Origin of the sequence: Eggerthella sp. 1_3_56FAA (assembly GCF_000185625.1) — a bacterium.
GTDB classification, from domain to species: Bacteria; Actinomycetota; Coriobacteriia; order Coriobacteriales; family Eggerthellaceae; genus Eggerthella; species Eggerthella lenta.
The window spans coordinates 1,188,935-1,215,135 of record NZ_GL622579.1 but is presented as its reverse complement, the minus strand read 5'-3'; the positions used below and the strand labels follow the sequence as shown (position 1 = coordinate 1,215,135).

The 26,201-nt window shown below is 62.4% G+C and carries 18 protein-coding genes and 1 pseudogene; 16 read left to right on the top strand and 3 right to left on the bottom strand.

Translation table 11 applies throughout. From position 1 onward, the window contains the following. Positions 1-458: pseudogene (locus HMPREF1023_RS05310) on the top strand (IS256-like element ISEle1 family transposase); the annotation flags it as partial. Positions 459-743: 285 nt separating this feature from the next. Here the strand turns inward: HMPREF1023_RS05310 and HMPREF1023_RS05305 are convergent. Continuing rightward, the gene (locus HMPREF1023_RS05305; RefSeq protein ID WP_009305153.1) at positions 744-2,132 is read right to left on the bottom strand and encodes a LuxR C-terminal-related transcriptional regulator; all 1,389 of its coding nucleotides are present in this window, start codon (positions 2,130-2,132) and stop codon (positions 744-746) included. A gap of 285 nt (positions 2,133-2,417) precedes the next feature. On the opposite strand from HMPREF1023_RS05305, the gene HMPREF1023_RS05300 reads away from it, so the two are divergent. After that, positions 2,418-4,274 (top strand): FAD-binding protein, encoded by a 1,857-nt coding sequence (locus HMPREF1023_RS05300; protein WP_009305152.1) that lies wholly within the window; start codon positions 2,418-2,420, stop codon positions 4,272-4,274. A 79-nt stretch (positions 4,275-4,353) separates the two neighbouring features. On the opposite strand, the gene HMPREF1023_RS05295 is transcribed toward HMPREF1023_RS05300, so the two are convergent. Next, positions 4,354-5,871, bottom strand: a complete 1,518-nt coding sequence (locus HMPREF1023_RS05295) for a helix-turn-helix transcriptional regulator (RefSeq protein ID WP_009305151.1) — start codon at positions 5,869-5,871, stop codon at positions 4,354-4,356. A 273-nt stretch (positions 5,872-6,144) separates the two neighbouring features. Between HMPREF1023_RS05295 and HMPREF1023_RS05290 the strand changes: the two genes are divergently transcribed. The 7 genes from HMPREF1023_RS05290 to HMPREF1023_RS05260 all read left to right on the top strand — a co-directional run bounded on the left by HMPREF1023_RS05290 (position 6,145) and on the right by HMPREF1023_RS05260 (position 15,496). After that, complete coding sequence (locus tag HMPREF1023_RS05290; RefSeq protein ID WP_009305150.1) at positions 6,145-7,338, top strand: cysteine desulfurase family protein; 1,194 nt, start codon at positions 6,145-6,147, stop codon at positions 7,336-7,338. A gap of 25 nt (positions 7,339-7,363) precedes the next feature. After that, positions 7,364-10,099, top strand: a complete 2,736-nt coding sequence (locus HMPREF1023_RS05285) for a molybdopterin-dependent oxidoreductase (RefSeq protein ID WP_009305149.1) — start codon at positions 7,364-7,366, stop codon at positions 10,097-10,099. A gap of 24 nt (positions 10,100-10,123) precedes the next feature. Further along, a complete protein-coding gene (locus HMPREF1023_RS05280; protein ID WP_009305148.1) occupies positions 10,124-10,729 on the top strand; it encodes a 4Fe-4S dicluster domain-containing protein in 606 nt (201 codons plus the stop codon). A 256-nt stretch (positions 10,730-10,985) separates the two neighbouring features. After that, positions 10,986-12,323, top strand: a complete 1,338-nt coding sequence (gene mobB / locus HMPREF1023_RS05275) for a molybdopterin-guanine dinucleotide biosynthesis protein B (RefSeq protein ID WP_009305147.1) — start codon at positions 10,986-10,988, stop codon at positions 12,321-12,323. 24 nt (positions 12,324-12,347) lie between these two features. Next, on the top strand, positions 12,348-13,493 hold the full coding sequence (locus HMPREF1023_RS05270; protein ID WP_009305146.1) for a 4Fe-4S binding protein: 1,146 nt from the start codon (positions 12,348-12,350) through the stop codon (positions 13,491-13,493). 191 nt (positions 13,494-13,684) lie between these two features. Then, positions 13,685-14,149: an Rrf2 family transcriptional regulator gene (locus tag HMPREF1023_RS05265; protein ID WP_009305145.1), complete on the top strand. Its 465-nt coding sequence runs from the start codon at positions 13,685-13,687 to the stop codon at positions 14,147-14,149. A gap of 9 nt (positions 14,150-14,158) precedes the next feature. Continuing rightward, entirely contained in the window at positions 14,159-15,496 is a 1,338-nt protein-coding gene (locus tag HMPREF1023_RS05260; RefSeq protein ID WP_009305144.1) for a cytochrome c biogenesis protein CcdA, read from the top strand. Between the two features lie 210 nt (positions 15,497-15,706). On the opposite strand, the gene HMPREF1023_RS05255 is transcribed toward HMPREF1023_RS05260, so the two are convergent. Then, the gene (locus HMPREF1023_RS05255) at positions 15,707-17,506 is read right to left on the bottom strand and encodes an FAD-binding protein (RefSeq protein WP_009305143.1); all 1,800 of its coding nucleotides are present in this window, start codon (positions 17,504-17,506) and stop codon (positions 15,707-15,709) included. Positions 17,507-17,787: 281 nt separating this feature from the next. Here HMPREF1023_RS05255 and HMPREF1023_RS05250 point away from each other — a divergent pair, with 281 nt between their 5' ends. The 7 genes from HMPREF1023_RS05250 (at position 17,788) to HMPREF1023_RS05215 (ending at position 26,201) form a co-directional block, all read left to right on the top strand. Next, positions 17,788-19,269 carry a helix-turn-helix transcriptional regulator gene (locus HMPREF1023_RS05250; RefSeq protein WP_232228688.1) on the top strand — a complete coding sequence of 494 codons (1,482 nt, stop codon included), beginning with the start codon at positions 17,788-17,790 and terminating at the stop codon, positions 19,267-19,269. 204 nt (positions 19,270-19,473) lie between these two features. After that, complete coding sequence (locus HMPREF1023_RS05245) at positions 19,474-20,181, top strand: sugar transferase (protein ID WP_009305141.1); 708 nt, start codon at positions 19,474-19,476, stop codon at positions 20,179-20,181. Position 20,182: 1 nt separating this feature from the next. Beyond that, complete coding sequence (locus tag HMPREF1023_RS05240; protein ID WP_009305140.1) at positions 20,183-21,184, top strand: hypothetical protein; 1,002 nt, start codon at positions 20,183-20,185, stop codon at positions 21,182-21,184. Beyond that, a complete protein-coding gene (locus tag HMPREF1023_RS05235) occupies positions 21,181-22,017 on the top strand; it encodes an NAD(P)-dependent oxidoreductase (RefSeq protein ID WP_009305139.1) in 837 nt (278 codons plus the stop codon). The genes HMPREF1023_RS05240 and HMPREF1023_RS05235 overlap by 4 nt, the downstream gene beginning before the upstream one ends. A gap of 402 nt (positions 22,018-22,419) precedes the next feature. Next, complete coding sequence (locus tag HMPREF1023_RS05225; RefSeq protein WP_009305137.1) at positions 22,420-23,868, top strand: sugar phosphate nucleotidyltransferase; 1,449 nt, start codon at positions 22,420-22,422, stop codon at positions 23,866-23,868. Then, complete coding sequence (locus tag HMPREF1023_RS05220) at positions 23,865-24,959, top strand: glycosyltransferase family 1 protein (RefSeq protein ID WP_009305136.1); 1,095 nt, start codon at positions 23,865-23,867, stop codon at positions 24,957-24,959. Before HMPREF1023_RS05225 ends, HMPREF1023_RS05220 begins: the two co-directional genes overlap by 4 nt. A 9-nt stretch (positions 24,960-24,968) precedes the next feature. Further along, complete coding sequence (locus HMPREF1023_RS05215) at positions 24,969-26,201, top strand: hypothetical protein (RefSeq protein ID WP_009305135.1); 1,233 nt, start codon at positions 24,969-24,971, stop codon at positions 26,199-26,201.

Below are 26,201 nucleotides of genomic sequence, written 5' to 3'. Positions count from 1 at the left end.
AAGGATTCCTAAAGGAAAAAGAGGTGGTTGACGGGCGGATCCGCTACAAGCACGAGAGGCTGCGCACTGCGCGCGGCGGGCTTCTGAAGCTTTGTAGGGCCGGTACCCTATTCACCTATCTCGACGAAGGCTTGCTCGAGGGAGGACCTGTTCCGGCGACTACGAACAGGATCGAAGGCGGCGTGAACGCCCAGATCCGCCACATGCTGCGAGAGCATCGGGGATTGAGGCTGACGAGGCGCGTCAAGGCGGCGTTCTGGTGGTGCTATATGGACCTTGAAGCCCGTGCAAGCCCGAAAGAGATCCTGAAGGAAATGCCGACGGACGTCCTGATTGCTGAGTTTTATCGAGCAGCTGCCGAAGCTAGCGAAAAAGATGAAGCGGTGGGGCGCTGGGGCACTGCTGTGCAATGGAATGACCTGCATGCAAGCGGCCCTTATCGCATGGATTACGATTAGGCTCTGGACACACTTTCTTGCCTATAACCCACGATGCCGCGTAGCGCGAGCTGCAGGCATAAAAAAATGGGACGCGAACGTCCCAAAGAAAGACAAAGGGTTCTGCCCCCTCCAAAAAACAGAACCCTTATCTTTACCGAAGCATCAAAGCCTCTGTAAATGCACGGATTATTATACCACCCCTCTTCACGAAATCACAACATATATTTTCGGCGAGCAACGAGTGGGGAACTGAGCTGGGGCGACGATGCCGACGAGCTCGTATTCGGCTTGGTGTGACCGAGATCAACCCTTCGTCAGGCGCAGGATGTCCTCGCGCGAGGAGACGTCGAGCTTGCGATAGATGTTGTGGATGTGGGTGCGCACCGTGTTCGGCGAGATGAACAGCACGTCGGAGATGTAGGCGCCGCTGTGGCCTTCGGCGAGGTAGGCGAGGATTTCCTGCTCGCGCGCCGTGAGGTTGTGCGCGTCCGCCAGCTGGGCGCAGCGGTCGGGCGAGCTTGCGGGCGTCGCCTCGTCCTCGGCGTGCTCGGCGGCGCGCTGTTCGTCGTGCGCATCGCGGGTGCGGCGCATGTACGACGAGAGCACCATGACGAACGCGTACAGCGTGGTGGTGACCGTCACCGCCACATGGACGAGGTCGTCGTCGAGCACGCTCGCGAAGCTCTGGCCGGCGAACGAGGCTGCGCAGAACAGCAGCACGGCGGTGGAGAACACGAGGTCGGCCGAGAACTCGCCCGCGTTCGCGATGGCGCATAGCGTGGCCAGCGTGAGGATGGCCGCCAGCGCGTACAGCGCGTAGGTCAGAAACGACACGAGTCCCGACCCGCTGCCCACCGATGCCGAGATGCTGGTGGCCGCCAGCAGCACCATGGCCATGAGCGGCAGGAACGTCTGGTGCATGCCGCCTCGCAGCGCGAAGCGCTTTTTGCGAAGGGTCGTGTACGCCAGCAGCGTCGCGGCATCGAGCGCGAGCGCGGCCAGGTAGGCGTTCTGGCTCTCGTTGAACGCGGTGCGCATGACGGCCATCGCGAACGCGAACACGAGCGGCCCCAGCCCGGGCGCGACGACCACGTCGGCCAGCGAGGCCAGGGTGGCGCCCGTCGTGCGGCCCTCGGCGCGTTCGGGGGCGGTCTGCTCGGTGCTGTCCGCCGTTCCCGAGAACGCGAGAGGGACGATGACGGCCGCGATGGAGCTGAGCACGAACAGCACCGTCACGCCCGGCAGGGGCAGCACGGCGTACAGAAAGCAGATCCCGGCCGACAGCATGCTGGCAAGGGAAACGGCGACGAGCGCGCGCTTGATTTTGAAACGCGCGCAGATGCGCCCCCACGTGAGCGCCAAGCACACGTCGCCGAGGGTGGCGGCCACGGCAAGCGCGATGAGCAGCGCCGTACCCAAGCTGCCGAACCAGGAGAAGTACGCGAACGCGAGCGCGCAGCACAGGCACAGCATGCCGCCCCCGGCGCCCAGCAGCATGGACGGCAGGCGCTTTCCCGCCAGCGACAAGCCGAGGAACAGCGCGCCGAACAGCGTGGCCGCCAACAGGGTGGTTTCGGCGAAGGTGCCCACGAACAGCAACGTATGCTCGAAGCGCAGAAACGAGATGACCGTTCCCGAATAGATGAGCAGCGTGGAGAACAGGCAGGCGACGCCAACGATGAGCGCTGTCATCGCAGGCAAGGAGAGCCCTTCGCCCGCTCGCCCGCGTTCGAGCTTGCCCGTTGTTTCGCGTTGCGTCTCGATAGCCGCCTCCTTCCCTCGCCGTGCGTCGCATTATAGCATTCGCGCGTCTCACCTGCGTAAACAATCGACGTTGAGGCGTCTACGTAAAATCGTTGAGAAGCATTCGCCATCTGCGGAAACGCAAATCAACGTTTTTTCGGATGGAAGCGTGCGTCGGTTCGGGCAAAGATGGGGTCGCAGGGTACGAAGCACAACGCAAAGGAGATGGGGAACATGGAACTTTCTCGCAGGAACTTCTTGGTGGGCGCCGCCAGCGCCGGCGTCCTCGGCGCGATGGCCGGGCTGACCGGATGCGCGCCGCAGGCGTCGTCCGCGTCGGCTAAGAACGGCGACGCGTCGTCCGCCGACGCGGCGGTCGCGCGTCCGACCTATTACATGTGCGACGAGGATTGGCTGGGAAGCGCGCCCGAGATCGCCGACGCCGACATCAAAGAGACGAAGAGCTTCGACGTCGTGGTGGTGGGCGGCGGCCATGCCGGCACGCAGGCGGCGCTTGCGGCGGCGCAGGAGGGCGCGAAGGTCGCCGTCATCGAGAAGCACAACGACGGCGAGATCGTTTACCGCGGCGACGACATCTGCTCGTACAACTCCAAGATGCTGGAGGCGTGGGGCTTCGGCCCGTACGACCTCGACGAGATCGTCAACGAGTACGTGCGCCGCGCCAACGGCCGCTGCAACACCGAAGTCATCCGCTCGTTCGTGTACAACTCCGGCGAGATGATGGACAACCTGGCCTCGCTGATCCCCGACACGTCGGACGTGTTCGACTACGAGGGCGGCCAGTGCATCGTGCAGATCGCCTACGACAAGCCCAGCGGTGCCGATTACCCCGTGGAGGTTTCGGGCTACAAGATGTGGGCGTCCACGGTGCAGACGGTGGGCACGAAGAACGAGCAGCCCGTGGGCAAGAAGCAGAAGACGGGCATCTCGCGCCTGTCCGAAATCGAGGAATACTGCCGCGACGCGGCCGAGGATCTGGGCGCCGAATGGTTCTGCGGGCAGACCGCGGCGCGCTGCGTGCAGGATGCCGACGGCGCTGTTAAGGGCATCATCGCCGAGGACGCCGACGGTAACTACGTGAAGTTCGAGGCGGCCAAGGGCGTCATCCTGGCCACGGGCGACTTCGGTGGCAACACCGACATGGTGTGGGAGCTGTGCTCCGAATGCGCCGAGAACGCCGAGCGCCACGGCGTGGACCGCGCCGAGCTCATGGGCATGACCGACTGCGACGGATCCGGTCATAAGATCGGGTGCTGGGCGGGCGGCGCCATCGAGAGCCATCCCCGCCCGGTTGCGGGCGACGCGCCCTCCATCTCGTTCGGCCCTTGGGGCTCCACGCCGTGTCTGTGGATGAACTGCAACGGCCAGCGCTTCATGAACGAATCGTTCGCGGGCCTCGTGCTGGCGCAGTCGTGCCGCCAGCCTATCAACCCGGAGGCCAAGATGGTGGGCAACTTCGCCATCATGGACAGCAAGTACATGAGCTACATCCAGGCGGGCGGCCTCGATCACGGCGCTCCCAACTGGGGCTTCCCCGAGGGCATTGAGGAGTTCCAGGCGCAGATGGCGGCGGCGGATCCCGCTGCCGGCACGGTGGAAGTGCGCGGTTTGGAGATCGCGAACCGCACGAGCCCGTTCGTGAACGAGATATTCGTGGGAGCCACGCTCGAAGACGCGCTGAAGAACGCCGGTCTCGAAGGCGAGGCGCTCGAGAACGCCAAGGCCAGCGTCGAGCGCTACAACGAGCTGTGCGCCGCAGGCAAGGACACCGACTTCGGCAAGCCGGAGAACCTGCTGATCCCCATCGACGAAGGTCCGTTCTTCGTTGCCACGCAGGGCACGAACAAGCTGTACGGCCCCGGCCTGAACACCCTGGCGGGCTTGTGCGTGAACGGCGATTACCAGGTGCTGACCGCTTCGAAGAACGAGGTGATCAAGGGTCTGTATGCCGTGGGCAACACGATGGGCGAGCGCTACGGCAACGCCTACAACTGCCCCTCGGCCGGCAACAACATGGGCAACGCTATGACCAGCGGCCGCGTGGCCGGCAAGCACGCCGCAACCGCGTAGCTCTTCAACCTGCCATACCCTCCCTCCCTCGGAAGCCGCGCCTTTTGGCGCGGCTTCCGGCGTGTTTGCGTGCGGGGGTTCAGTGGCAGTCGCCGTCGAGCTCGATCATGTCGAGGAGCGCCTGCTGGGAGTGCACGCCGAACTTGCGGTAGATACGCTTGATGTGGGTTTTCGCCGTTTCCTCCGAGATGACCAGCTGGGTGCTGATGAAGCTGCAGTTGCGTCCTTTCGCCAGCAGTTCGAGCACCTCGGTCTCGCGCGGCGACAGTCCTCTCATCTCGGCCAGCTTCTTGAGCGAGCGCCTGAACCGCGGGGCTGGTCCATCCTGGCCAGGCGGATCGAACATGCTCCATCCCGATTCGGGGAAAGGGCTTTCGAAGGCGAACAGCGACACGAGCAGGATCACGAACACCGAGCATGCGGCCACGACGGCCATCGTGTAGGGGTCGTCGGCAAGCAGCACGAGCTGGGCGCCTGCAATAGAGCCGGCCAGCTGGCCGGCCATGAGCATCATCATCGACAACGATGCGAAACGGGCCACCGGCTTGTCCAGCTTGCGCGCCAGCAGCGCCCATAGCGCCCAGATGATGATGTAGAAGTACTGGTAGCCCATCTGATGCAGCGCGAACCCGATGAGGTCGAGCGGATAAGTGAGCGAGAAGAAGATGAAGCCCGCCGCCATGAGCGGCAAGGCGACCTGGTAAGTCATGTGCCGGAAATCCATTCGGAACACGCTGGTGGTGACGAGGATGGCGGTAGCCCCCAGGATGAGCGCCACGATGTTGAGGTAGTCTCGCACGGTGATAAGGTTGTCGCTGCTCAGCGCGAAGAAGCCTTTCATGAGTCCGTATGAAAGGCCGAAGAACAGCGATATGCCCGCGATCTCCAGCAGCGCCTTGCGCGTCGTGGTGAGGCGGGGCTTGCGGCCGGATGGGGGCGCGTCGGGACCGGCGACTTCGTCGGAGGGCTGGCGCGCGGTCCGCACGATGCTCTGCTTGCGCGTGAACAGCCACATTTCCGCAGCGGGAAGTCCTACCGTCAGAAAGCGCGCAACCTGATCGGGCAGAAACGACAGCAGCAGGTAGAACGCGCTGCCGATGACGGTTGCCAGCATGCTGTACACGATGGTCTGGCGTGCGCCGAGTATGGTGAGAAGCTCGCCCCAGAGGATCACCTCGACGGCGCTTCCGACTCCGGTGATCAGCGCTCCGAACAAGTAGGCGAACGAGCTCGCTTCGTTGAACGAAGCGGCCGACGGATACGAAACGAGCAGCGTCCCCATAAGCGTAAGGGCTCCGGCTACGAGGGGGACGGCCGAGCTGCGTCCGAATACCGGCCGCTTGCGGCTCATGACGAACAGGGCGCCGTAGCCTAGCACGTTCGTTAAAAGCGAAAGCAGCCAGAGCGGTTCGAGGGGCACGCCTACCGTGGCCGGCCCTGGCGCGGGCGAGATGGAGTAGAAGGTCGAGCTCCAAAACGTTACCCAAACCCACGTCCAGTGCAGCGCGAAACCTAACGCGATGGTCGGCTGGACGTCGAAGCTGAACACGGAGAGCTTGATGCGCTTGCCCAGCGCAGCAAAGCCGAACTTTCCCATGCTTCCCCCTTCCCCCGTTCTCTATTGTATCGGGTTTGCCGGGGAAAGGCTGCAAGCGCAGGGGGCGATCCCCGCAAAACGTATCCCCCTGACAGGGGTATTTTCGGGTTGCCCCCGTTCCGTCGCGGTGAAACGGGTGTAAGGGCTGCTAGATTTCGACCAGAGCCAACGGGGAGGCCGGCCGCGCGAAACGGCGGCCGCCAGGGGACGGGGGAAGTTATGGAACGTATGCATGCAGATGAGAGCTCAGCGCATGGAGGCGCTGAAGTTTATTTGGACAACGCGGCGACCGCGCCTATGCATCCGCGCGTGATCGAGGCGGTTTCCGCCGTCATGCGCGATGCGTACGGAAATCCGTCGTCCCAGCATGCGAAAGGGCGTGCAGCAAGGGCGTTGCTCGACGAGAGCCGCGCGGTCGTGGCTGAGGCGGTGGGCGCGTTTCCCGACGAGATCTATTTCACCTCGGGCGGCACGGAGGCGAACAACCTCGCCATCACGGGATCGTGCTCTGCGTACGCTCGCGATCATGGCCGTGCGGGGGCGGTGGTCACGTCCGCGCTCGAACACCCTTCGGTCACGAAAACGGTGCGCGGCCTCAAGCGCGACGGCTGGACGGTGTTTTACTTGGACGCTCGCGACGGCGAGCTCGATCTTTCCGGACTTGATCGCATATTGGACGAGGTTCCCGACGTAGTGTTGGCCACGGTGATGAGCGTGCAGAGCGAATTGGGGTACCGCTTCCCGATCGAAGACGTCGTCCGGCGTTGCCGCGCCGTCGGCTGCGCGAGAAAAACGCGCGGGCCGCTCGTGCACACCGACGCGGTGCAGGCGTTCGGGAAGCTGCCCCTCGACGTGCACGAGCTGGACGCCGACCTGCTGTCGTTCTGCGCGCACAAGGTGGGCGGTCCGAAGGGCGTCGGCGCGTTGTACGTGCGGCGCGGCACCCGGCTGTTCACCACGGCGTTCGGCGGCGGACAGGAGCGCGGGCTGCGCTCGGGCACCGAGGCGCTGCCCCTTATCGCCGGCTTCGCCGAGGCCGCGCGCATCGCGCATGCCGAGCAAGCGGCAGCATTCGAGCGCGCTTCGACCTTGCGCGCGCATGTGGTCGGCGCGCTGCGCCACCGCTACGCCGACGTCATCGTGAACTCGCGCGACGGCGGGTCTCCCTTCATCGTGAACTTCTCGCTGCCGGGCACCGACAACCGCGCGGTGCTTGCGGATCTGAGCGACGCGGGCGTGTTTCTCTCGGCATCCATGGCGTGCAGCTCCAACCACACCACGGTGCCTCCCGGCACCTGGCGCGAGAAGCATCCGCTGGCATTGCAGCTGGCGGGCGTGCCCGCCTCGCTCACTCGGTGCACCTATCGCCTCAGCTTCAGCGACCGAACCACGGTTGCCGAGGTCGATCGGTTCCTGGAAGAACTCGAGGAGGTGGTGCCCGCCGATCAGGTTGCACGTTCTGCATAGTCATCGTACGAGGAGGAGGAAACCAATGGAGAACCGCTCCAATATCGCTGCACCGGGCGGCATCACCCGCCGCAGCTTCGTCAAGGGGGGTGCGGCGGCAGCCGCTATAGGCGCGACCGGCGCGCTCGTCGGGTGCGCCCCGCAGGGGGACGGCAAGGCGTCGGACGCCGCGGCGCCGGCCGAGGACGAGGGCGTGTGGCTGCCCTCGCAATGCAACATGTGCTTCAACGCTTGCAGCATCCTGGGCCATGTGGTGGACGGAAAGCTTGTGGAGATCAAGGGCGACGACCGCAGTCCTGCCGGCTGGGGCCATCTGTGCGGCAAGGGCACGGCGGGCATCATGCAGCTCTACGACGAGAACCGCATCACGAAGCCCATGAAGCGCACGAACCCGAAGAAGGGCGTCGGCATCGACCCGGGGTGGGAGGAGATCAGCTGGGATGAGGCGTACGATCTCATCTTGGAGAAGCTGGATGAGCAGAAGCAGAAGAACAAGCCCGTCATCGTGTTCGCGCTGATCACGAGCATCATCTCGTGGATCGACTCCATGAACTGGCTGGGCAGCAACGGCAACATTCCTATCCCGTTCAAGGCCGATATCTGCGGAGCGCCCACGCATCCCATTTCGGCTCTGCTGACCGGTTGCGGCAACGCGCTTCCCGACTACGCGCACTGCAAGTACCTCATGCAGTTCGGCACGCAAGCGGGCGTGGCCACGCGTCATGGCACCAGCATCACGGCGAAGGTGTTCGCCGACGCGCGCGCGAACGGCTGCAAGCTGGTGAACTTCGACCCGCATATGTCGGGCGCGGCCGAGAAGGCCGACGAGTGGGTGCCCATTCGCCCCGGAACCGATGCCGCGGTGGCGCTCGCCATGGCGAACCTGCTGGTGAACGAGTACGACCTATACGACAAGGAGTTCCTTGCCGCGCGCACGAACGGGCCGTCGCTGGTTGATCCGGCCACGCAGCGCATCGTGCGCGACGCGTCGAAGGGCAACAAGGCGCTGTACTGGGATCTGTCCGACAACACGGCAAAGCCCTACGACGAAGTCAAAGAGCCCGCGCTCGAAGGCGATTTCGAGGTGGACGGCATTCCGGTGCGCACGGCGTTCAGCATCTTCAAGGACTCCGTCGCGAAGTACACGCCCGAATACGCTGAAGAGGTCACGACGATCCCTGCCGACACCACGCGCCGCCTGGCCAAGGAGTTCGGCGAAGCGGCCTGTATCGGCCAGACCGTCGAGGTGGACGGGCTCACGGTGCCCTACCGCCCCGTGGCCGTGGACACGTTCTCTGGCATTGCGCGGCACAAGCATGGCTTCATCACGCACTGGGCCATCCTGCAGCTGAACACGCTCGTGGGCTCGACGTTCTCGCGCGGCGGCTACCTGGGCTTCTACACGCGTAACAAGTACGGGTTCTACGAGGGCGACAAGGATCACGCCTGGGAGTTCACCATTTGGGAAGAGGACGGCCTCATCGAGGACCTCAACATGGCGCACGGCTGGCCGTCGAACGGCTCGCATTACAAGCATATCCGCGAGGCCAGCTACACGCCCACGTCCGAGGCGATGGAGGAGCTGCAGCCCCTCACGATGGATCAGCATTTCGGCTACATCGCCCAGGTGCAGCCGGAGGTGTACGGCACCGAGCCGTCCGAGGTGGCGTTCTGCATGGCGTCGAACCCGCTGAAGAACTGGTGCAACCACGACTACCAGGCCAAGGTGCTGGAATCGTTCGACTGGATCTTCGGCATGGACATCTATCTGAACGATTCCTCCTACTACTACGACCTCATCATCCCCGAGCCGTGCTACCTCGAGCGCTTTGACCCGCTGCCGTTGTCGTTCAACAACCACCGCGTGCCCGGCCTGCCCGAGGTGCCCTATATCGTTGCCGGTCGCATGCCCATCGTTGAGGCCAAGGACAACTGCCCGTCGGCGCTGGACACGTTCGGCGCGCTCGCGGCGAAGGCAGGCAAGACCGCCGAGTACTCTGCAGCGCTCAACGACTACTACAAGCTTGCCGACGAGTACAAGCTTGACGGCAAGGAGCAGATCACGGCTGAGCGCGTGTGCGACGCCGCGCTCAAGTCGTTGGCGGGCAAGGATCGCGGCATCGACTGGTTCCGCGAGAACGGCGTGCTGACGCGCGAGCGCAAGGCCGACGAGGTGTACGTGTTCGCGGCGGGCATGGAAGGGCGCATCCCGCTGTACTTCGACTTCATGCTTGAAGCGAAGGAGAAGATCGAGGCCGAGGTTGACAAGCTGGGCATCTACTGGGAGACGGACGATTACATCCCGCTGCCCGAATTCATGCCGTGCCTCGACCACGAGGTGGAGGAGGAAGGCTTCGACCTGTTCCCCGTGTACTGGACGAACGCCATCAACACCGATACCTGGCAGGTGGAGAACGCCTGGATCAACGAGATCAACGAGCTGGACGATACCACGTACTTCTTGGAGATCAACGCGGCGACCGGTGCCGCCAAGGGCATCAAATCGGGTGACAAGGTGCGCCTGTCGAACCGCGACGGCAATGTGGTGGAAGGCGTGGCCGTGCTCACCGAGTTCGTGCATCCCGAATGCGTGGCGTCGGTGGGCGGCCATCTGAACGCGAAATCCGACTACCAGCCCATCGGCAAGACGAAGGGCACGGCGGTGAACCACTTGGTGCCCGCAGGCGATCCGAAGCGCATGGAGTACGTCGGATCCGGCGTGGACCAGTGCGTGCGCTGCAAGCTCGAGAAGATTTCCTAATCCCCGGAAAGGAGGATGAGTTTCATGGCCTATGGGTTCGTTATCGACCTTGAGAAATGCGTTGGCTGCCACGGATGCTCGGTGGCGTGCAAGGGCGCGAACGGCACGCCCCCGACGGTGACTCGCTCGCGCGTGGACCGCGGCACCGAAGGCTCCTATCCGAACGCGGTGCGCACCATCCGCCCCATGCTGTGCATGATGTGCGAGAACCCGCCGTGCGTGGCGGTGTGCCCGCAGGGCGCCACCACCATCCGCGACGAGGACGGCATCGTGGTCATCGACAAGGAGAAGTGCATCGGCTGCAAGAGCTGCATGGAGGCTTGCCCTTACGGCGCGCGTTACCTCGTTCAGAGCGAGGATGGCTATTTCGGCTCCGAGTTGAACGAATACGAGAGCGTCGCCTATGAGAACATGCCGAAGATGACGGTGGACAAGTGCGACTTCTGCATCGAGCATTCCGGCGACGGAAAGCCCGATCCCGTATGCGTGAAGGCGTGCATGGCGGAGGCGCGCTTGTTCGGCGACCTCGACGAGATGAAGAAGCTCGTGGCCGAGCGCGGCGGCGAGGCGTACCTGCCCGAAGAGGGCACGGAGCCCCGTGTGTTCTACCTGCCGACGATCACCGCGTAAGCGTTTCGCGTTTTCCTCCCTCCCTCGGAGGCCGCGCCTTTTGGCGCGGCCTCCGGCGTGTTTCGTTATGCAGCGCAAACGGTTTCGTTATGCAACGCAAACGGTTTCGTTATGTTGCTAAAAACAACGATTGCGGGATCGGCGCGGCTCTGCGCAGCGTTTTATCGACCTGGCGCTTCTGCGTGCGTCCTGCCTCTCCTTCCCGGTGCGGGCGGCGCTTCGTGCTATACTGTGCGCCGAACGAACGGGGGAGCGCATGGTCAACATACCGAGCCCCGCCCTGGCTATCGTCGGGCGGCATAATTCAGGCAAGACGACGCTCATCGAGCAGCTCATCGCCGAGCTGGTGCGACGTGGGCGCGACGTGGGCAGCGTGAAGCATCACAGCCACGTGGGCTTCGACATCGACTATCCCGGGAAGGATTCGTACCGCCACCGCGCCGCTGGTGCGCGCGAGACGGTGATCGCCGCGCCCGGGCAGATCGCCCGCATCAAGACCGTGGAAGGCGAGATCGAGTGCTCGGACATCGTGCGCAGCATGCCCGGACACGACATCGTGGTGGTGGAAGGGTACCGCAAAAGCGGGCTGCCCACCATCGAGATCATGCGCTCGGGCAACGAAGCCGACGCGCGGGTGGCCGACGTGTTCGCCGAGGGAGCGCGTTGCGGCTGGCCGCTGGGAACCGACTTCACCCAGTTCACCCGCGGCACCGTGCCTCCGGCCGACGACGATGCGGCGCGCGAGGAGCTGAGCCGTGCCGCGCAGCGGGTCGAGAGGGCTTCAGGAGACCATTTCAAGACGCAGCATCCCGACTACGCCGACATATCGAACAAGCTGCCGACGTCGGACACGGTGGCCGTCGTCACCGACATCGAGGAGGCGCGCCATGCCGCCGAGCTGTACCACGTGCCGGCGTTCGCGCTCGACGACATTGCTGGCCTCGCCGACTTCGTGGAGCAGCGTTTCGTGCGGCCGCGCGTGACCGTGGTCATCCAGGCGGGCGGCGAGAGCAGGCGCATGGGGCAGAGCAAGGCGACCGTGCCGTTCGCGGGCCGGCCGCTGATCTGCCGGCTGGTGGAGCGTCTGGGCCCGGTTGCCGACGACCTCGTGATCACCACGAACGAGCCGGAGCGCCTGGACTTCCTGCACGCTGAGTTCCCGCAGTATCGCATCCAGTTGGTGCGCGACGCGTTCAACGTGCGCGGGGCGCTGCCGGGTCTGTACACGGCGCTGGAGGCTGCGCGCAACCCGTATGTGGCCGTGGTGGCCTGCGACATGGTGTTCGCTTCCCCGTCGCTCGTGGTGGCCGAGGCGCTGGCTATGAACGAGACGGGCGCCGACGTGGTGGTGCCGGTGAACAAGCACGGGTTCGAGCCGTTCCATGCGATGTACCGCCGCGCGGGCTGCCTGCCGGCCGTGAGCGCCGCGCTCGACCGCGGCGAGAAGCGCGCCCAAGGGTTCTTCGCGGACGTAGAGGTGTGCGAGTTCCCGCAGGAGCGCGTGCTGGAGGCCGAGCCCATGGGCGGCTGCTTCATCAACGCGAACACGCCCGAGGAGCTGCGCGCCATCGAGGAGACGTTTCTCGAGAAGTAGCGGAAGACGAGACGAGGAATTGGCATGCCGAACCTGGTAGACATCGTGGAAGTGGCCGAGGCGCTGGAGTCGAAGGCCGTGTACCTGGCGAGCGATCGCTGCGTGGTGGTGCGCAACCGCCATGCGTCGTGCGCAAAATGCGCGGACGCCTGTCCGACGGGCTCGGTGTTCGCGGCCAACAACGTGTTGGAGCTTGACGGCGAGGGATGCGTGGCGTGCGGCGCCTGCACCACGGTATGCCCGGTGGAGGCGCTCATCCCGTTGCGCCCGCTGGACGAGGACCTCGCCTCCAGCGTGGCGTCCGCCGTGGCGGCAACCGGCGGGAAGGCCGTGTTCGCATGCGCGCGCATAGCGTCGAAGCGCCTGGCCGACCCGGCGAAGTACGCCGAAGTGCCCTGCCTCGCGCGCATGGAGGAAAGCGTGCTGCTGGGTCTTGCGGCGCGCGGCGTGGAGGATATCGTGCTGGTGGACGGCACGTGCGCCACGTGCAAGTTCCGCTCGAACGTGCCGGGCATCGACGCCACGGTGGCTTCGGCGAACGAGCTCATGGCTGCGCAGGGCTCGGACGTCCGCGTGCGGCGCGCGTCGGCGTTTCCCGACGAGGTGCTGCTCGAAGACAAGCGCACGCTGCTGGGCGAGTCGCGCCGCGGCTTCTTCACGAGCGCGCGCACGCGGGCGAAGGACGCCGCGGGCAAGACGGCCGAGGTGATGGTGTTCAAGAACGACAACGCCGCGCCGTCGCTGCGCGAGCGGCTGCGCATGTCCGACGCTGGCACGCTGCCGCAGTTCAACCCGCAGCGACGCATGCTGGTGCTGGATGCGATGGACCGGTTGGGCGCGCCGACGGTTCCCGAGATCGACACGCGGCTGTTCGGCTCGGTATCCATCGACACGCAGGCGTGCAGCTCGTGCAACATGTGCACGGTGTTCTGCCCGACGGGCGCGCTGCGCAAAAGCGAGCTGGTGCCTGAGGAGGGGGAGGGCAGCTTCCTGGAGTTCTCGGCGGCCGACTGCGTGCAGTGCAACCTGTGCGCCGACGCGTGCTTGAAGAGCTGCCTGACGGTGAGCTCGACGGTGTCCACCGAGGAGCTGTTCGACTTCGAACCGCGGCTGATCCATCTGCCGAACCCGCCCGCGCGGCCCGGAATATTGTCGAGCTTGAGGCGATAGCGGTCGGAAGGGCTCATCATCGGCCCAAAGACACGGAATTCGGCTCGGAAGTGTGTTTTCGGGCCGATGATTCGCCCTCGCCTGCTCTCTACGGGTTTTTCGGCTCGATTTCTCAACTGTATCTTTCTTTTGTACAAAAGTTACTGTATAAAGAAGTGAAACAGTTGATTTGTCGTAGACGGAGCAGCATCATGAACAGCGATTTCATTGTTGCGGTGCACGCGCTGGTGTATCTGAACCATAAGGCGGACATCGTTTCCAGCGAGGCTTTGGCCAAGAATATCTGTACGAACGCGGCGCGTGTGCGCAAGGTGATGGCTCCGCTCAAGCGCGCCGGGTTCGTGACCACGCGCGAAGGCAACGTGGGCGGCTACCGTTTTGCAGGGGACGCTTCGGCGGTCGACCTGCACATGGTGGCCGATGCGCTCAACATCAGATTTGTGCAATCCGGTTGGCATAGCGGCGATATGGACATGAAATGCCTTGTGGCATCCGGTATGGCGGGCATCATGGACGACATATTCCTCGATTTAGACGAGCGTTGCCGTGAACGGCTTGCGCAGATATCGATCGCCGACATCGACGACCGCATATTCGGCTCCGACGGCGTCGTGCCTTTCGATGGTCGGCCGGCATCGTCCGGCGCAGAGGGCTAGGAGGAGATCATGGGCTTCTCCCTCGAAACGAGCATTCCCGTGCTCACCGTGTTCGTGCAAGGCCTGCTGAGCTTCTTCTCGCCGTGCGTGCTGCCTCTGATTCCGCTGTACGTGGGCTATCTGGCAGGCGGCGCAGGCGTTGCGAACGATGACGGGACCGTCGAGTACCCGCGTAAGAAGGTGTTCGTGAACACGCTGTTCTTCGTCGTGGGCGTGAGCTTCGCGTTCTTCCTGCTGGGCTTCGGATTCACGGCGCTCGGCCAGTTCTTCACCGGAAACCAGCGCGTGTTCTCGATCGTCGCCGGCGTCATCATGGCGGCGTTCGGCCTGTACATGCTGGGCGCGTTCGGCAAGACGAAGGCGGTGGAGAAGGAGCGTCGTCTGCCGTTTCGGCTGAATAGGTTCGCGATGAACCCGCTGGTGGCGCTGGTGCTGGGCTTCACGTTCAGCTTCGCGTGGACGCCGTGCGTGGGTCCGGTGCTGGCCAGCGTGCTGCTGATGGCGTCGTCGAGCGCTTCGGCCGCGGCAGGCTTCGGGCTGGTGGCCGTGTACACGATCGGCTTCGTGCTGCCGTTTTTGGCGGTGGGCCTGTTCACGGGCGAGGTGCTGCGCTTTTTCCGTACGCACGGCAACGTGGTGAAGTATACGGTGAAGGTGGGCGGCGCGCTGCTCATCGTCATGGGCGTGATGACCGTGACCGGGTGGATGAACGGCGTGACCAGCTATCTGTCGTCGTTCGGCGGCGCGCCCGCTGCGCAGGAGCAGCCGGCCGACCAGGGCGCGGATGAGGCGAAGGGCGACGGGGCGAACAGCGGTTCGTCCGATGCTTCCGATGCGGGCAAGGACGCCGGCTCGGGCGATGGCGCTGCGAGCAAAGCCGATGTGCAGGTGGCGCCGCTGGCCGACCTCAAGTTGGTCGACCAGAACGGCAAGGAGCATTCGCTGGACGAGTACCGCGGCAAGACGGTGTTCCTTAACTTCTGGGCCACCTGGTGCGGGCCGTGCCAGCGCGAGATCCCCGATATCGAGAAGCTGTACCGGGATCGTGGCGAGAACGAGGGCGACCTCGTGGTGCTGGGCGTGGCGAATCCGAAAACCGACAGCCGTCCCAACAACAGCGACGTGTCCGAAGCGGACGTGAAGGCGTTCATCGACGAGCAGGGCATCACGTATCCCGTGCTCATGGATACGACGGGCGAGATGTTCAGCGGCTACCGTATCAGGTCGTTCCCCACGACGTTCATGATCGACAAGGACGGCAACATCTTCGGCTACATCAGCGGCATGCTGACCCCCGACATGATGGACGGCATCGTCGAGCAAACCATGTCCGGTGTGAGGAAGTAGCGCTGCGTGAGGCTTAGGCTGCGGCTTCTTCTGCTGTCGCCGCACGGGATCCTTCGACTCCGCGCTGCGTGCTGCGCTTAGGATGACAACAGGCGATGTGCTCGTTCGGGATGATGGCGGTCGAAACGACGCCGCGCCCCGGGGAGGTCGGGGCGCGGGTAGGATGCTGCGCGCGGGAGGGGAGGGCGCGCAGCTTATGAGGGGAACGCGTTACTTGGCGGCCACGAGCTTGACCACGTGCAGGGCCTCGGTCATCGTGCGGCCGCAGGCGACGCCGTGCATCTGGTCGGGGTAGTTGCCGCTGAACAGCGACCCCGAGCAGTCGCCGGCGCAGTACAGGCCCTCGATGGGCTCGAAGTCGGTGTTGAGCGCCTGGCAGTCGGCGTTGATGCGGACGCCGTCGATAGTGGTGAGCAGCGTGCCGCCCAGCGTGGCGCCGAAGAACGGCGGGGTGCGCAGCTCGGAAAGGCGGTAGGGCTCCTTGCCGAAGTCGACGTCTTCCTGGTTGTCGTACAGCTCGTTGTAGCGCTCGCAGGTGGCGAGGAACGTCTTCTTGGCGTCGGCGTCGAAGCCCAGCTTGTCGGCAAGCTCGTCGAGCGTGTCGGCCTTCTGCAGGCGACCGTCGGCCAGCTCCTTCTCGAAGTACTTGTCCAGGTCGTACGTGCCGTCTTCCTTCTTCACGCCCAGCACGCCCATGCGGGTGCCGGCCGAGCAGCCGAGGGTGTGGAAGCGCTGCACGTCGTCGCCGAAGTTGCCGTCCCAGACGCTGATGTACACGCCGCCGGGCTGCTGCGCGGCCGCATGGGGCAGGTAGTCGTAGTCGGCGGACTCGAGGGCGAAGCGTTCGCCGCGCAGGTTCACCTTGAGGAAGGGCTGCGTGCCGGGGTTGAACTGGCCGTTGCCCGGCCACTGCGGATTGCCGGCCTTGACGGACTCCTCGGTGTAGCCCGCCGTGGTGCCGGGCGCGACGAGGCCGCGGTCGAAGATCATCGTGGCGCTGGTGATGTCCTTCACCGCGCCCGCCCACAGCGCCGCCTTGATGCCGTCGCCCGTGTTGTTCTGGTTGTAGCCCAGCGCGGTCACCGACGCGGTGGTGATGGGGGACAGCGACGAGAGCATGGCGGGGTTCGCGGAGTAGCCGCCCGTGGTCAGCAGCACGCCTTTCTTGGCGTTGATCTGCGTGTAGCCGTTGTCGGTCTTGAAGATGGCGCCGGTAACCTTGCCGGAATCCTCGGTGACCAGCTTCACCAGCTCGTGCTTGTAGGAGATCTCGTAGCCGTTGTCGTTCATGACCTTCTCGAACAGCTCGTTGCGCACGGGGACGCCGTCGCGGCCGCCCTCGGCGTTGCCGTAGTGGTGCTCGCCGCAGGGGGTGTAGAAGGGGGTGGCGCCCATGCCGCCCGGCATCTCGAACTCGTCGGCGATGACCACGGCGCCGGCTTCGCTCATGTACTTGTCGACGTACTCGAACATGTCGTTGCTCTCGTTCATCCACATGTTGATGAGGTTGTGGTCGCACGTGCCGCTGGAATAGCGAGCCCACTCGCCGTGCAGGCGGGCGCGGTCGGTGTGGTAGCCCTGGTCGGTGAAGGGCTTGGTGTCGACGGCGTTGAACCAGTGGCGCGTGGCGCCCACCTCGGTGCCCTTCTCGCATAGGATGAAGTCCATCTTCTGGTCGGATGCGTACGCGCCGGCGATCATGCCGCCGTTGCCTGCGCCCACGATGAGCAGGTCGGTGTCCTTCGTCTCGGTGATGTCGCCGATCTCCGGCGGGGCGCCCAGCCAGTCGACCGTGATGGCGGCGCTGCCGTCGTCCACGGCCACCGCGTTGTTGTCGGCGATGCCTGCGGCCGTGCTGGCGGAGTTGGAAGCGCTCTCGGCTCCGGTTGTACCCGCGGCCTTGGGCGAGCAGCCGGCCAGGCCCATGGCGGCAAGCGCGCCGACGCCTGCGACGCCGCCCAGGAAGCTGCGGCGGGAGATGCCGCCTTCGTTCGTTACGTTCGTTCCCATGATGATCCTCCTAATGGTGCGATTTGTTTTGCGGCTCCGATGAGGAGCCGCTTCCCTCGACGTGCACTCTACGGCGTTCGGCGAGGCTTGAAACCACCCCGTCGGGGGTGTTTCGGCTGGCGAAAGGCGAGTTGGCGCGCTCCCCCTGCGAGGGTGATTTGAGGGCGATAAGGCTGATGAACGTGGTAGATGCGGGGTGCCGTGATCGGATAGCGCAGGTTTCGCTTACAATGGGAGCAAGCGATGAGGGGGAGGGAGCCTTGCAAGCGATGGTGGAACGTATGCGCGATTCGAAGCACGGCGAAAGCGCGGCTATAGTGGTGTGCGTGATCGCCTTTGCGATCATGGGCTGTGTCGGCGGCATTCTGAACGCGAGCGTGTATTCTCGCGTGGCCGAATACTACGGCATCGCTCGGGAGATTTCCACGATGACGTCGGGCTTTCTGTTCTTGATCTTGTTTCTGATCGCCACGCGCAAGCCTTCGCTGCTCGATCGGCGCTTATTGACCGTGGTGGCGCTGGGCTGTGCGATCACGGCGGCGTTCGTGCTGGAGTTCGCTCTGCAGATGGCGAACGGTCCGCTGACGGTGGCGGGCTTCCTGTTCTACAACACGGCCTCCGCGTGGGCGTCGATCATGATGGTTTCCGCGTTCTCGTCGTTGCGTTCGTCGAAGGCGGCGCTTGCGGGGGTGGTGTGCGGCATGGCGTTGGGCGAAGTGGTGCGCGTGGCGCATCCTCCGGTTTCGTTCGAGCTGGGCATTGTCGAGGCGACGTGCTCATACGCGCTGATCACCGTGATGCTGTATCATCGAGGCGGGCGACAGCTGGACGCGATCGCGCGCGAAGCGTCCCCGGCCAGCCTCGAATTGTCTAATCCGGAATCGTTCTTGCGGCCTGCTCACGCACTGTTTTTATGCGTAGGATTGTTCAGCGTTGCGACGGGTTACGGACTCACGCTCAACGAAGTGTCCCATGCTCCTATCAGCGTCGATGTTTCGGCGGTCGTGCTGGTGGGGGTGGCCGCATGGATGCTGCTGTCGCGCAGCGAGAGCAAGGAGGACATGCTGTTCTCGTTCGCGATGCTGCTGGTGGTGGCCGGCTTCATCATCGCGCCGTTCACATTTTTGACGGATCTGCCCTCGGCGAACGCGCTTTTGCGCATCGGCGTGCGCAGCTTTGACATGCTGGTGTGGCTTGTGGTGTTGGCAGTGGGGCGGCAAAACCTGTTGGCTTTGTTGCCGACGTTCGCGCTTGTGCGTTTCATGAGCGCGGTTGGAACCGACGTGGGCGCGATTGCCGGGCATACCACGAACGATATCGTGGGTACGAATGACGATGCAGCCATGCTCATCGCCGAGGTCGTGCTGTTCGCGTTCGTCGCGTTTCTGTGGTTGGGATTCAGGAAGTTCAGTTTCGCCGACACGATCCGAGGCGTGGTGAACGTGGGCGAGCGCGAGGCTGGGTCGGTTGGGACTGCTGCTGCCGAGGCGGTCGGCGAGGTGAGGTTTGGCGGCGCTGGCGAGACGGTGCGGCAGCTCAGCATCGAGGAGCGGTGCGTTGAGCTGGGTGCGCAGCACGGCTTGACCGAGCGCGAGACGGAGATCTTCGCCATGTTGGCCCGCGGGCGCAACGGGCAGTTCGTCATGGAACACTACGTGGTGTCGCGCAACACGGTGAAGAGCCATGTCAAGCATATCTACGCGAAGTTGGATGTGCATTCCCAGCAGGAGTTGATCGACCTGGTGGAGCGCGCGGGGGAGTAGTGCGGGGTAACGCTGTACTGATAGTGGTACATGCTGCAAGCGTTGTGCGCCGTCGCGAAGAAGCCTGTACGTTGTTTGCGGGGTCATGGTGACCCCGTAAGAATCAAGAGGTTAGCTAACCGCCCGATCAAGGTGTTGTCGGCAACATTGCTCGATAAGCGCGGTTATGTAAAGTCGAGCGCGAGGGTCGGGGATGCCGAGCCGATGGCCGCCTCCGACGTGGCGTTCCTGGCGCCCGAGCTGGTGTCGGAGGCCGAGGGCCCCGTGCCCGTCCCCGCGCCGGCGGAAGGGCGACTGGGGTACCGCTTCGTGAAGAGAGTCTTCGACATCGCGTTCAGCGCGTGCGCGATAGCCGTGCTCCTCGTCCCTTCGATCGTCCTCTGCATCGCCATCCGCCTGGAGTCCCCGGGCTGCCCCATCTACTCCCAGAAGCGCGTCGGGCGCATCGGGAGGAGCGGCGAGGTCCGCACCTTCGACATGTACAAGTTCCGCTCCATGCACAAGGACGCCGACGAGCGCCTGGCGGAGCTCCAGGAACTCAACGAGGCCGACGGCCCGCTGTTCAAGATCAAGGACGACCCGCGCGTGACGAGGATCGGCAAGTTCATCCGCAAGCATTCCATCGACGAGCTGCCGCAGTTCCTGAACTGCCTCGCGGGCCAGCTCTCCTGCGTGGGCCCGCGCCCGCCGCTTCCCTCCGAAGTCGCCCAGTACGACGCGCGCGCCATGCGCCGCCTGTCGGTCAAGCCCGGCCTCACCGGCTACTGGCAGGTGCGGGGACGAAGCGACACCGGGTTCGAGGAGATGGTCGACCTGGACCTCAAGTACATCGAGGAGAGGTCGTTTCTGGTGGACCTCAAGGTGATAGCGAAGACGGTAGCTGCTATGTTCGACGGCAAGGGGGCGTGCTGAAATGAAGATACTCCTCATTATGCCGAAATTCTTCAACTATCCCGAAACGATTCAGATGGGATTGCGGAATCTTGGCCACGATGTCAAATGGGTCGATGATCGTCCGAGCAACGACCCATTCACGAAAGCCCTCGTCAGAGTTAACAAAGAGGTACTGAGCCGCCCTATCGACCGGTATTTCGAAAGCGTCAGGCATGACGCGGAAGAAGCGCAATACGATCTTGTCCTCGTCGTGTCGGGACAATCCCTATCTTTCGGCAAGGAGCACCTCTTAAGGCTAAGGTGCGTGATCCCTAACGCGAGATTCGTCTTGTACCAATGGGACGCGGTGGAAAACTATCCCCATGTCTTGAGCGTGCTCGATTGCTTCGACGAGGCGTACACATTCGACGAGCGCGATTCGAGATTGTACCGGATGGAGTTCTTGCCCCTCTTTTACCATCCAGGCTACCAGGCCATCGGGAGGCGATCGAAGGCGAAGATCGAAGCTGACTACGATGTCGCCTTCATCGGAACCGCCCATCCCAAGAAGTACGGGTTCGTCCAGGAGGTCGTCGAGCAGTGCGAAGGGCTTTTGGACAGGAAGTACATCTACCACTTCCTTCCCTCTCGGCTGCTCTACGCAAGGCACAAGCTGCTATCTGAGGACTACAGGCGGGCTGCCTATTCTCAGTTCCATTTCGATGCCCTGACTCCGGAAGAGACTGAGGAGGTCGTTTCCCGTTCATGGTGCATGCTCGACTCTCCGCAGGACGGCCAAAGAGGCCTTACGATGCGGACGATGGAGTGTCTGGGTGCGAGAAGAAAAATCATCACGACTAACGAGGAGATAATGGGATACGACTTCTATCGGAAAGAGAACGTCTACGTGTACCGGGGCAGGATGGATCGCAAGGACCCCTTTTTCTCCTCGGAGTACGTCGACCTCCCCGAAGACATCTACGAAAAGTACAGCCTTCGATCCTGGCTGGAAACCGTCGTCGGACGCGGAGGCGAAAGATGAAGTGCTGCGTGACGGGCGCCGACGGGTACCTAGGGAAGGGGATCGTCTCGAAGCTGCTGGACGAGGGGGCCGAGGTGGTCGCATCGGGCTTCCGTCTCGCGGAGGTGGACGAACGTGCCGAGCGGGTCGAGGGCGATATATTCCGCATGGAAGATCCTTGCACCGAGCTGGGCGATCCTGACGTGCTCGTCCACCTTGCATGGAGGGACGGTTTTGACCACGGAGCCCCTTCGCACATCGAGGACCTTCCCAAGCACTGCCGGTTCGTCGAAGCGGTAGCGCAAGGCAGTGCGAAGAGGGTCTGCGTCATGGGAAGCATGCACGAGGTGGGCTACCACGAGGGGCCGGTCAAGGCCGACACCCCGTGCTTCCCGATGTCGCGCTACGGCATAGCCAAGAACGCGCTCAGAGGCTTCACCTTCCTCGCGGCCGGCGAGCACGGTGCCGAATGCCTCTGGATGAGAGGCTACTACATAGTGGACGGGCGGACGGACGGGTGCTCGATCTTCTCGAAGATAGCCCGGGCGAGCGCCGCCGGCAAGAGGGAGTTCCCCTTCACCTCGGGCAGGAACCTGTTCGATTTCCTCGATTACGACGATTTCTGCGAGATGACTGCGAGAGCTGTTTTGGAAGCGGGTCTGACAGGCATCGTCAACATCTGCTCAGGAAAGCCCGAATCGTTGGCAAGTCGAGTCGAACGGTTCATTGAGGACGAGGGTCTCGATATTCGTCTTCAGTACGGCGCGTTTCCCGACAGACCTTATGATTCCCCTGGCATATGGGGCGATCCGGCAGATGCAGATCGCATGATGGCAAATGAGAGGCGCGATTAGCGTGTTCGGCCAGTACGCCATAGGAGAAGCGGCCAAAAACGGCTGGGCTCTCCTGATGACCAAGCTGTTCTATCCCAAAGCCCGCCCGGTAAGACGGCCAATACGCCTGCGGGGCAAAGAGCGCTTCCGATACGGCTCGGGGCTGACCACCGGATACGGGAGCAGGTTCGACCTCGACGGTGATGGCCCTACGCCCGTTATCGGCAGGAACTGCAAGATGAACTATCGTGTGCACATCGTAGCGCACGAGCGCGTGGAGATAGGCGATGACGTTCTCATGGCCTCGAACATCTTTATCTCAGACACGAGTCGCGGGGATTACGGAGACGCTCCGTCGAACTCCGCTGCACCGCTCAACTATCGGCCATTGCATACCAAGCCTGTTTGCATAGGGAGCAACGCATGATTCACATCATCCTCCTTTCGGGCGGCTCGGGAACGCGGTTGTGGCCGCTATCCAACAATGCCCGATCGAAGCAGTTTCTCAAGGTGTTGCGCGATGGCGACGGGAATCGTGTTTCCATGGTGCAGCGTACGTTCTCCTTGATCGCGCAGGCTTCGCTTGAGGCGGATGTCACGGTCGCCGCCTGCTCCTCTCAGCAGGCGGGAATCGAGGCTCAGATCGAGGGATCGTTCTCGTTGGTCCTTGAGCCCGAGCGACGCGACACCGCGCCCGCCATCATGCTCGCCTGCGCTCATCTCGCTTTCGTGCAGGGGGCCGACCCTGCGGACACGGTGGTCGTCTTGCCCATCGATCCTTATACCGAGCAGGCGTATTACGACAAGATCGTGGATCTCGATGCTGCGGTTCACGCTCGCATCGCGGATCTTGTCCTCATGGGGGTTGAGCCCGCCTATCCCTCGGAGAAGTATGGCTACATCGTGCCCGCGTCGCGAAACGGAGGCGCTTGGCGAGTCGCTCGATTCAAGGAGAAGCCCCGCGAAGCCGAGGCGAAGGAGTTGCTGGCTGAGGGGGCGCTCTGGAACTGCGGCGTATTCGCTTTCAGATTGGAGTACCTTCTCGGCGTTATGCGCGACTATGTGGATGCGCATTGTTTTGAAGACGTGTTCGACGGGTATAGCAAACTTCCGAAAAACAGCTTCGACTACGCGGTGGTCGAGAAGGCGCCTTCTGTCGCCGTCGTCCCCTACTCGGGCGAGTGGAAAGACCTGGGAACATGGAACACGCTTTGCGAGGAGATGGCCGACGAGCATTCCGGCCGCGCTACAGTAGACGAGGCCACCTGCAGAGGGGTCCATGTGATCAACGAGACGGGGCTTCCCATGGTCGTGGCCGGGCTCTCCGATTCCGTGGTGGTCGCGACCCCGGACGGGATCCTGGTTTCGGGCAAGCGGGAGAGCGCGCGCTTGAAACCCCTTGTCGAGAAAGCGGCTCTATCGCGGCCCATGTACGAGCGGCGGCATTGGGGCGAGTACCGCGTGCTCGATTCGAGCGTGCATCCGGACGGCCGCATGTCGCTTGCGAAGGAGCTCGTTGTCGGGCCCGGCTGCCAGCTTTCCTATCAGGCGCACGCTCGAAGATCCGAGGTGTGGACGGTGGTTTCCGGCGAGGGCGAGGTCGTGCTCGACGGCGAGGTCTCCTGCGTGGGCGTCGGCTCGGTCGCCAAGATTCCCCCCGGGCGCATGCACGCCGTGCGCGCTTTTACCGAGCTGCGGATCATCGAGGTTCAGCTGGGCGATGTCCTTGTCGAGGAGGATATAGTGAGATTCGGGTACTACTGGAATTCGATAGAGGGACCAAAGGGGAAGGCCGTTGCGGTCGGGGACGACGCGTGCAACGAGGATCTTTTCGGGCATGGACGCGCAGAGGGCAAGGACGGCGCGGCATGAATCCGATGACCCTGTATACCGACCAGGTGATATTTCGCATGCAGAGGATGGGCGGCGTTTCCGTCTACTGCGAGGAGCTTTTGAAAAGGGCGATCGCAGACGAGGAGATCGTCGTGAGCTGCCTCGGCGTTGATGAGCGGATCGACAATTTGGCTTACGAGAAGATCGCAGGCCGGTGTGCTTCGTTCCAACCGGAGAAGCACGACAGGCTAATCCTGCAGAGAATCGCCCAGGCGAGAATTGACGATCCGGCTGAAAACGCGGTTTTCCATGGGACGTATTTTAGAACAGCGAAGAACGACGACGTTCGAAGCGTTCTGACCGTACACGATTTCACTCACCAAAAATACTTCAAGGGTCGGCAGAGGACCGTAAACACGGTACTTAAAGCAAAGTGCATAGCATCGTGCGATTCGATTATCTGCATATCCGAGAACACGAAGAAAGACCTGTTCCGGTACTTTCCCTCCGCGAAGGAGAAGGACGTCTCGGTAGTCTACAACGGAGTCTCGGATGATTTCCGCACTCTCTCGTCCATTCCGGAGACGAAAGAACTGAAAGCTATTGGCGAACGCAAGTTCCTGCTTTACGTAGGTTCGAGAGTCGGTTACAAAAACTTTGATTTCGCCGTGAGCTTGCTTGAGGATCTTGAGGACTGCGTTTTGGTTGCTGTCGGCGGTGGGCCGATTGCCCGTTCGGAATTGCCTGGTTCGGGGTTTGATCTGGACAGGATCCTGCATTTCGAGAACGTGGGCAACACTGAATTGAATGCGCTTTACAACCGCGCTTACGCGCTGATCTACCCATCGAAGTACGAAGGATTCGGGATTCCCGTGCTCGAAGCGATGCGGGCTGGGTGCCCCGCGATAGCCTTCTCGGTTTCGTCCATCCCTGAGGTCGCGGGCGATTCTCCGCTGCTCATCGATGAGGGGGACAGAAAGCAATGTTTGAGCGTGCTCGAAGCGCTCGGTAAAGACGGTTTCAGGAAAGAAGCGCTCAGCTATCAGCTGGCGCGATCCTCCGGGTTTTCGTGGGATAGATGCTACGGAGAGACCAAATCCGTGTATAGGCATGCACTTGCTACGCACTAGGGCTTTCGATTGAAACTGAAACAGAAACGAGTAAGACTGAGCGGGCTCTTCAGGCCTGCGTTCATTTTGAGTTTGGTTTTGCTGCTGCAATTAGTGTGCGCGGTTCTTTTTCTGGCGGGAATAATACCTTCGTATACGCTGAAGGCTCACAACCTGGATGTACTGGGCGCAGGAACCTATTTTCTTATGATGTTCTCTTTGGTAACCGTGCTTGTCGCGATGCAACCAAAGGGCAACACGGTTGATGCCGGAATCAGCCTCAGCGAGCAAATCGATGTCAAAAAGCTGGAGAAGCTAGTTATTGCACTGACCGCCGCTGGGTTTTTGATGACTATATGGGTTATATCTTCGACTATCGAGGGAAAGAGCATAATTGACTATTTTCAAGATTGCATAAGGAACTCTTCACGATATGCGGAGGAGTTCGATGCATCCCCGTTTCGCATTTCGATAATCGTGCCTATGGTCAATTCTGCTTTAGTCCCGTTTCTGTACAAGAGGAGGGCTTTCCTAGGGTGCTTGTTTGGAACCTTGGCGGTAGCAGCTTTGCTGTCCCTGGTTTTCGGAAGTAGATTAGTGCTGCTCTTTGTCGCTTTTGTCCTGTTTGCTTCAATGACGAGATTATGGTTCTACGATAAGGAAATTAGTCTCGGTACTACGTTGAAAATCGGCATCGTTTTGGCAGTAGCAGCGCTTTTCTTCGTATACGTACAGGGCAACAGGGACTATGAGTTAGCCGGAGGGGCGTGGCATACAGATAGTGTCTTTATCTGGGGCATTTCAAGAATGATCGACTATCCTCTATCGACGATCATATATATTTCGCATTTCCCCGACATGATTTCAACCGGTTTTCCAGTCAACGTGGAGTTTTTTTTACCGTCACTCCAAAGACTTGGTTTAACATCCGACAGCGTCAATTCCTTAGCTGAGTGGTTGTATTCGTATCGAACATCTTTCGGGCAGGGATACTATACGAATCTGGGTGGCTTTGGTGACTCCGTCTTCAATGTGGGGTTTGCGGGCATCCTGCTGATTCCAATATATTTGCTCATTGCCGCAACGGCGTATAGAAGCTACTCGTATGGTCGAATTGGCGGTCTGATCTATTATCCGATTGTCTACTATACGTTGTTCGAGTTTTGGCGGACTTTCTATCTTACGTACGAAACATTAGAAATTGCGCTGTTGATCCTTTTTGTGATTTATCTAGCAGTGCGGAAGCGGAAGACGAGAAGGTGA

What these genes read in the sequence shown, in the direction of transcription:
- HMPREF1023_RS05260 (WP_009305144.1), top strand. Translation starts at nt 14,159, where the DNA reads ATGGGCTTCTCCCTCGAAACGAGCATTCCCGTGCTCACCGTGTTCGTG.
- HMPREF1023_RS05295 (WP_009305151.1), bottom strand. Translation starts at nt 5,871, where the DNA reads ATGGGAAAGTTCGGCTTTGCTGCGCTGGGCAAGCGCATCAAGCTCTCC.
- HMPREF1023_RS05225 (WP_009305137.1), top strand. Translation starts at nt 22,420, where the DNA reads ATGATTCACATCATCCTCCTTTCGGGCGGCTCGGGAACGCGGTTGTGG.
- HMPREF1023_RS05235 (WP_009305139.1), top strand. Translation starts at nt 21,181, where the DNA reads ATGAAGTGCTGCGTGACGGGCGCCGACGGGTACCTAGGGAAGGGGATC.
- HMPREF1023_RS05300 (WP_009305152.1), top strand. Translation starts at nt 2,418, where the DNA reads ATGGAACTTTCTCGCAGGAACTTCTTGGTGGGCGCCGCCAGCGCCGGC.
- HMPREF1023_RS05280 (WP_009305148.1), top strand. Translation starts at nt 10,124, where the DNA reads ATGGCCTATGGGTTCGTTATCGACCTTGAGAAATGCGTTGGCTGCCAC.
- HMPREF1023_RS05285 (WP_009305149.1), top strand. Translation starts at nt 7,364, where the DNA reads ATGGAGAACCGCTCCAATATCGCTGCACCGGGCGGCATCACCCGCCGC.
- HMPREF1023_RS05245 (WP_009305141.1), top strand. Translation starts at nt 19,474, where the DNA reads ATGGCCGCCTCCGACGTGGCGTTCCTGGCGCCCGAGCTGGTGTCGGAG.
- HMPREF1023_RS05220 (WP_009305136.1), top strand. Translation starts at nt 23,865, where the DNA reads ATGAATCCGATGACCCTGTATACCGACCAGGTGATATTTCGCATGCAG.
- HMPREF1023_RS05270 (WP_009305146.1), top strand. Translation starts at nt 12,348, where the DNA reads ATGCCGAACCTGGTAGACATCGTGGAAGTGGCCGAGGCGCTGGAGTCG.
- HMPREF1023_RS05265 (WP_009305145.1), top strand. Translation starts at nt 13,685, where the DNA reads ATGAACAGCGATTTCATTGTTGCGGTGCACGCGCTGGTGTATCTGAAC.
- HMPREF1023_RS05305 (WP_009305153.1), bottom strand. Translation starts at nt 2,132, where the DNA reads ATGACAGCGCTCATCGTTGGCGTCGCCTGCCTGTTCTCCACGCTGCTC.
- HMPREF1023_RS05250 (WP_232228688.1), top strand. Translation starts at nt 17,788, where the DNA reads ATGCGCGATTCGAAGCACGGCGAAAGCGCGGCTATAGTGGTGTGCGTG.
- HMPREF1023_RS05255 (WP_009305143.1), bottom strand. Translation starts at nt 17,506, where the DNA reads ATGGGAACGAACGTAACGAACGAAGGCGGCATCTCCCGCCGCAGCTTC.
- HMPREF1023_RS05240 (WP_009305140.1), top strand. Translation starts at nt 20,183, where the DNA reads ATGAAGATACTCCTCATTATGCCGAAATTCTTCAACTATCCCGAAACG.
- mobB (WP_009305147.1), top strand. Translation starts at nt 10,986, where the DNA reads ATGGTCAACATACCGAGCCCCGCCCTGGCTATCGTCGGGCGGCATAAT.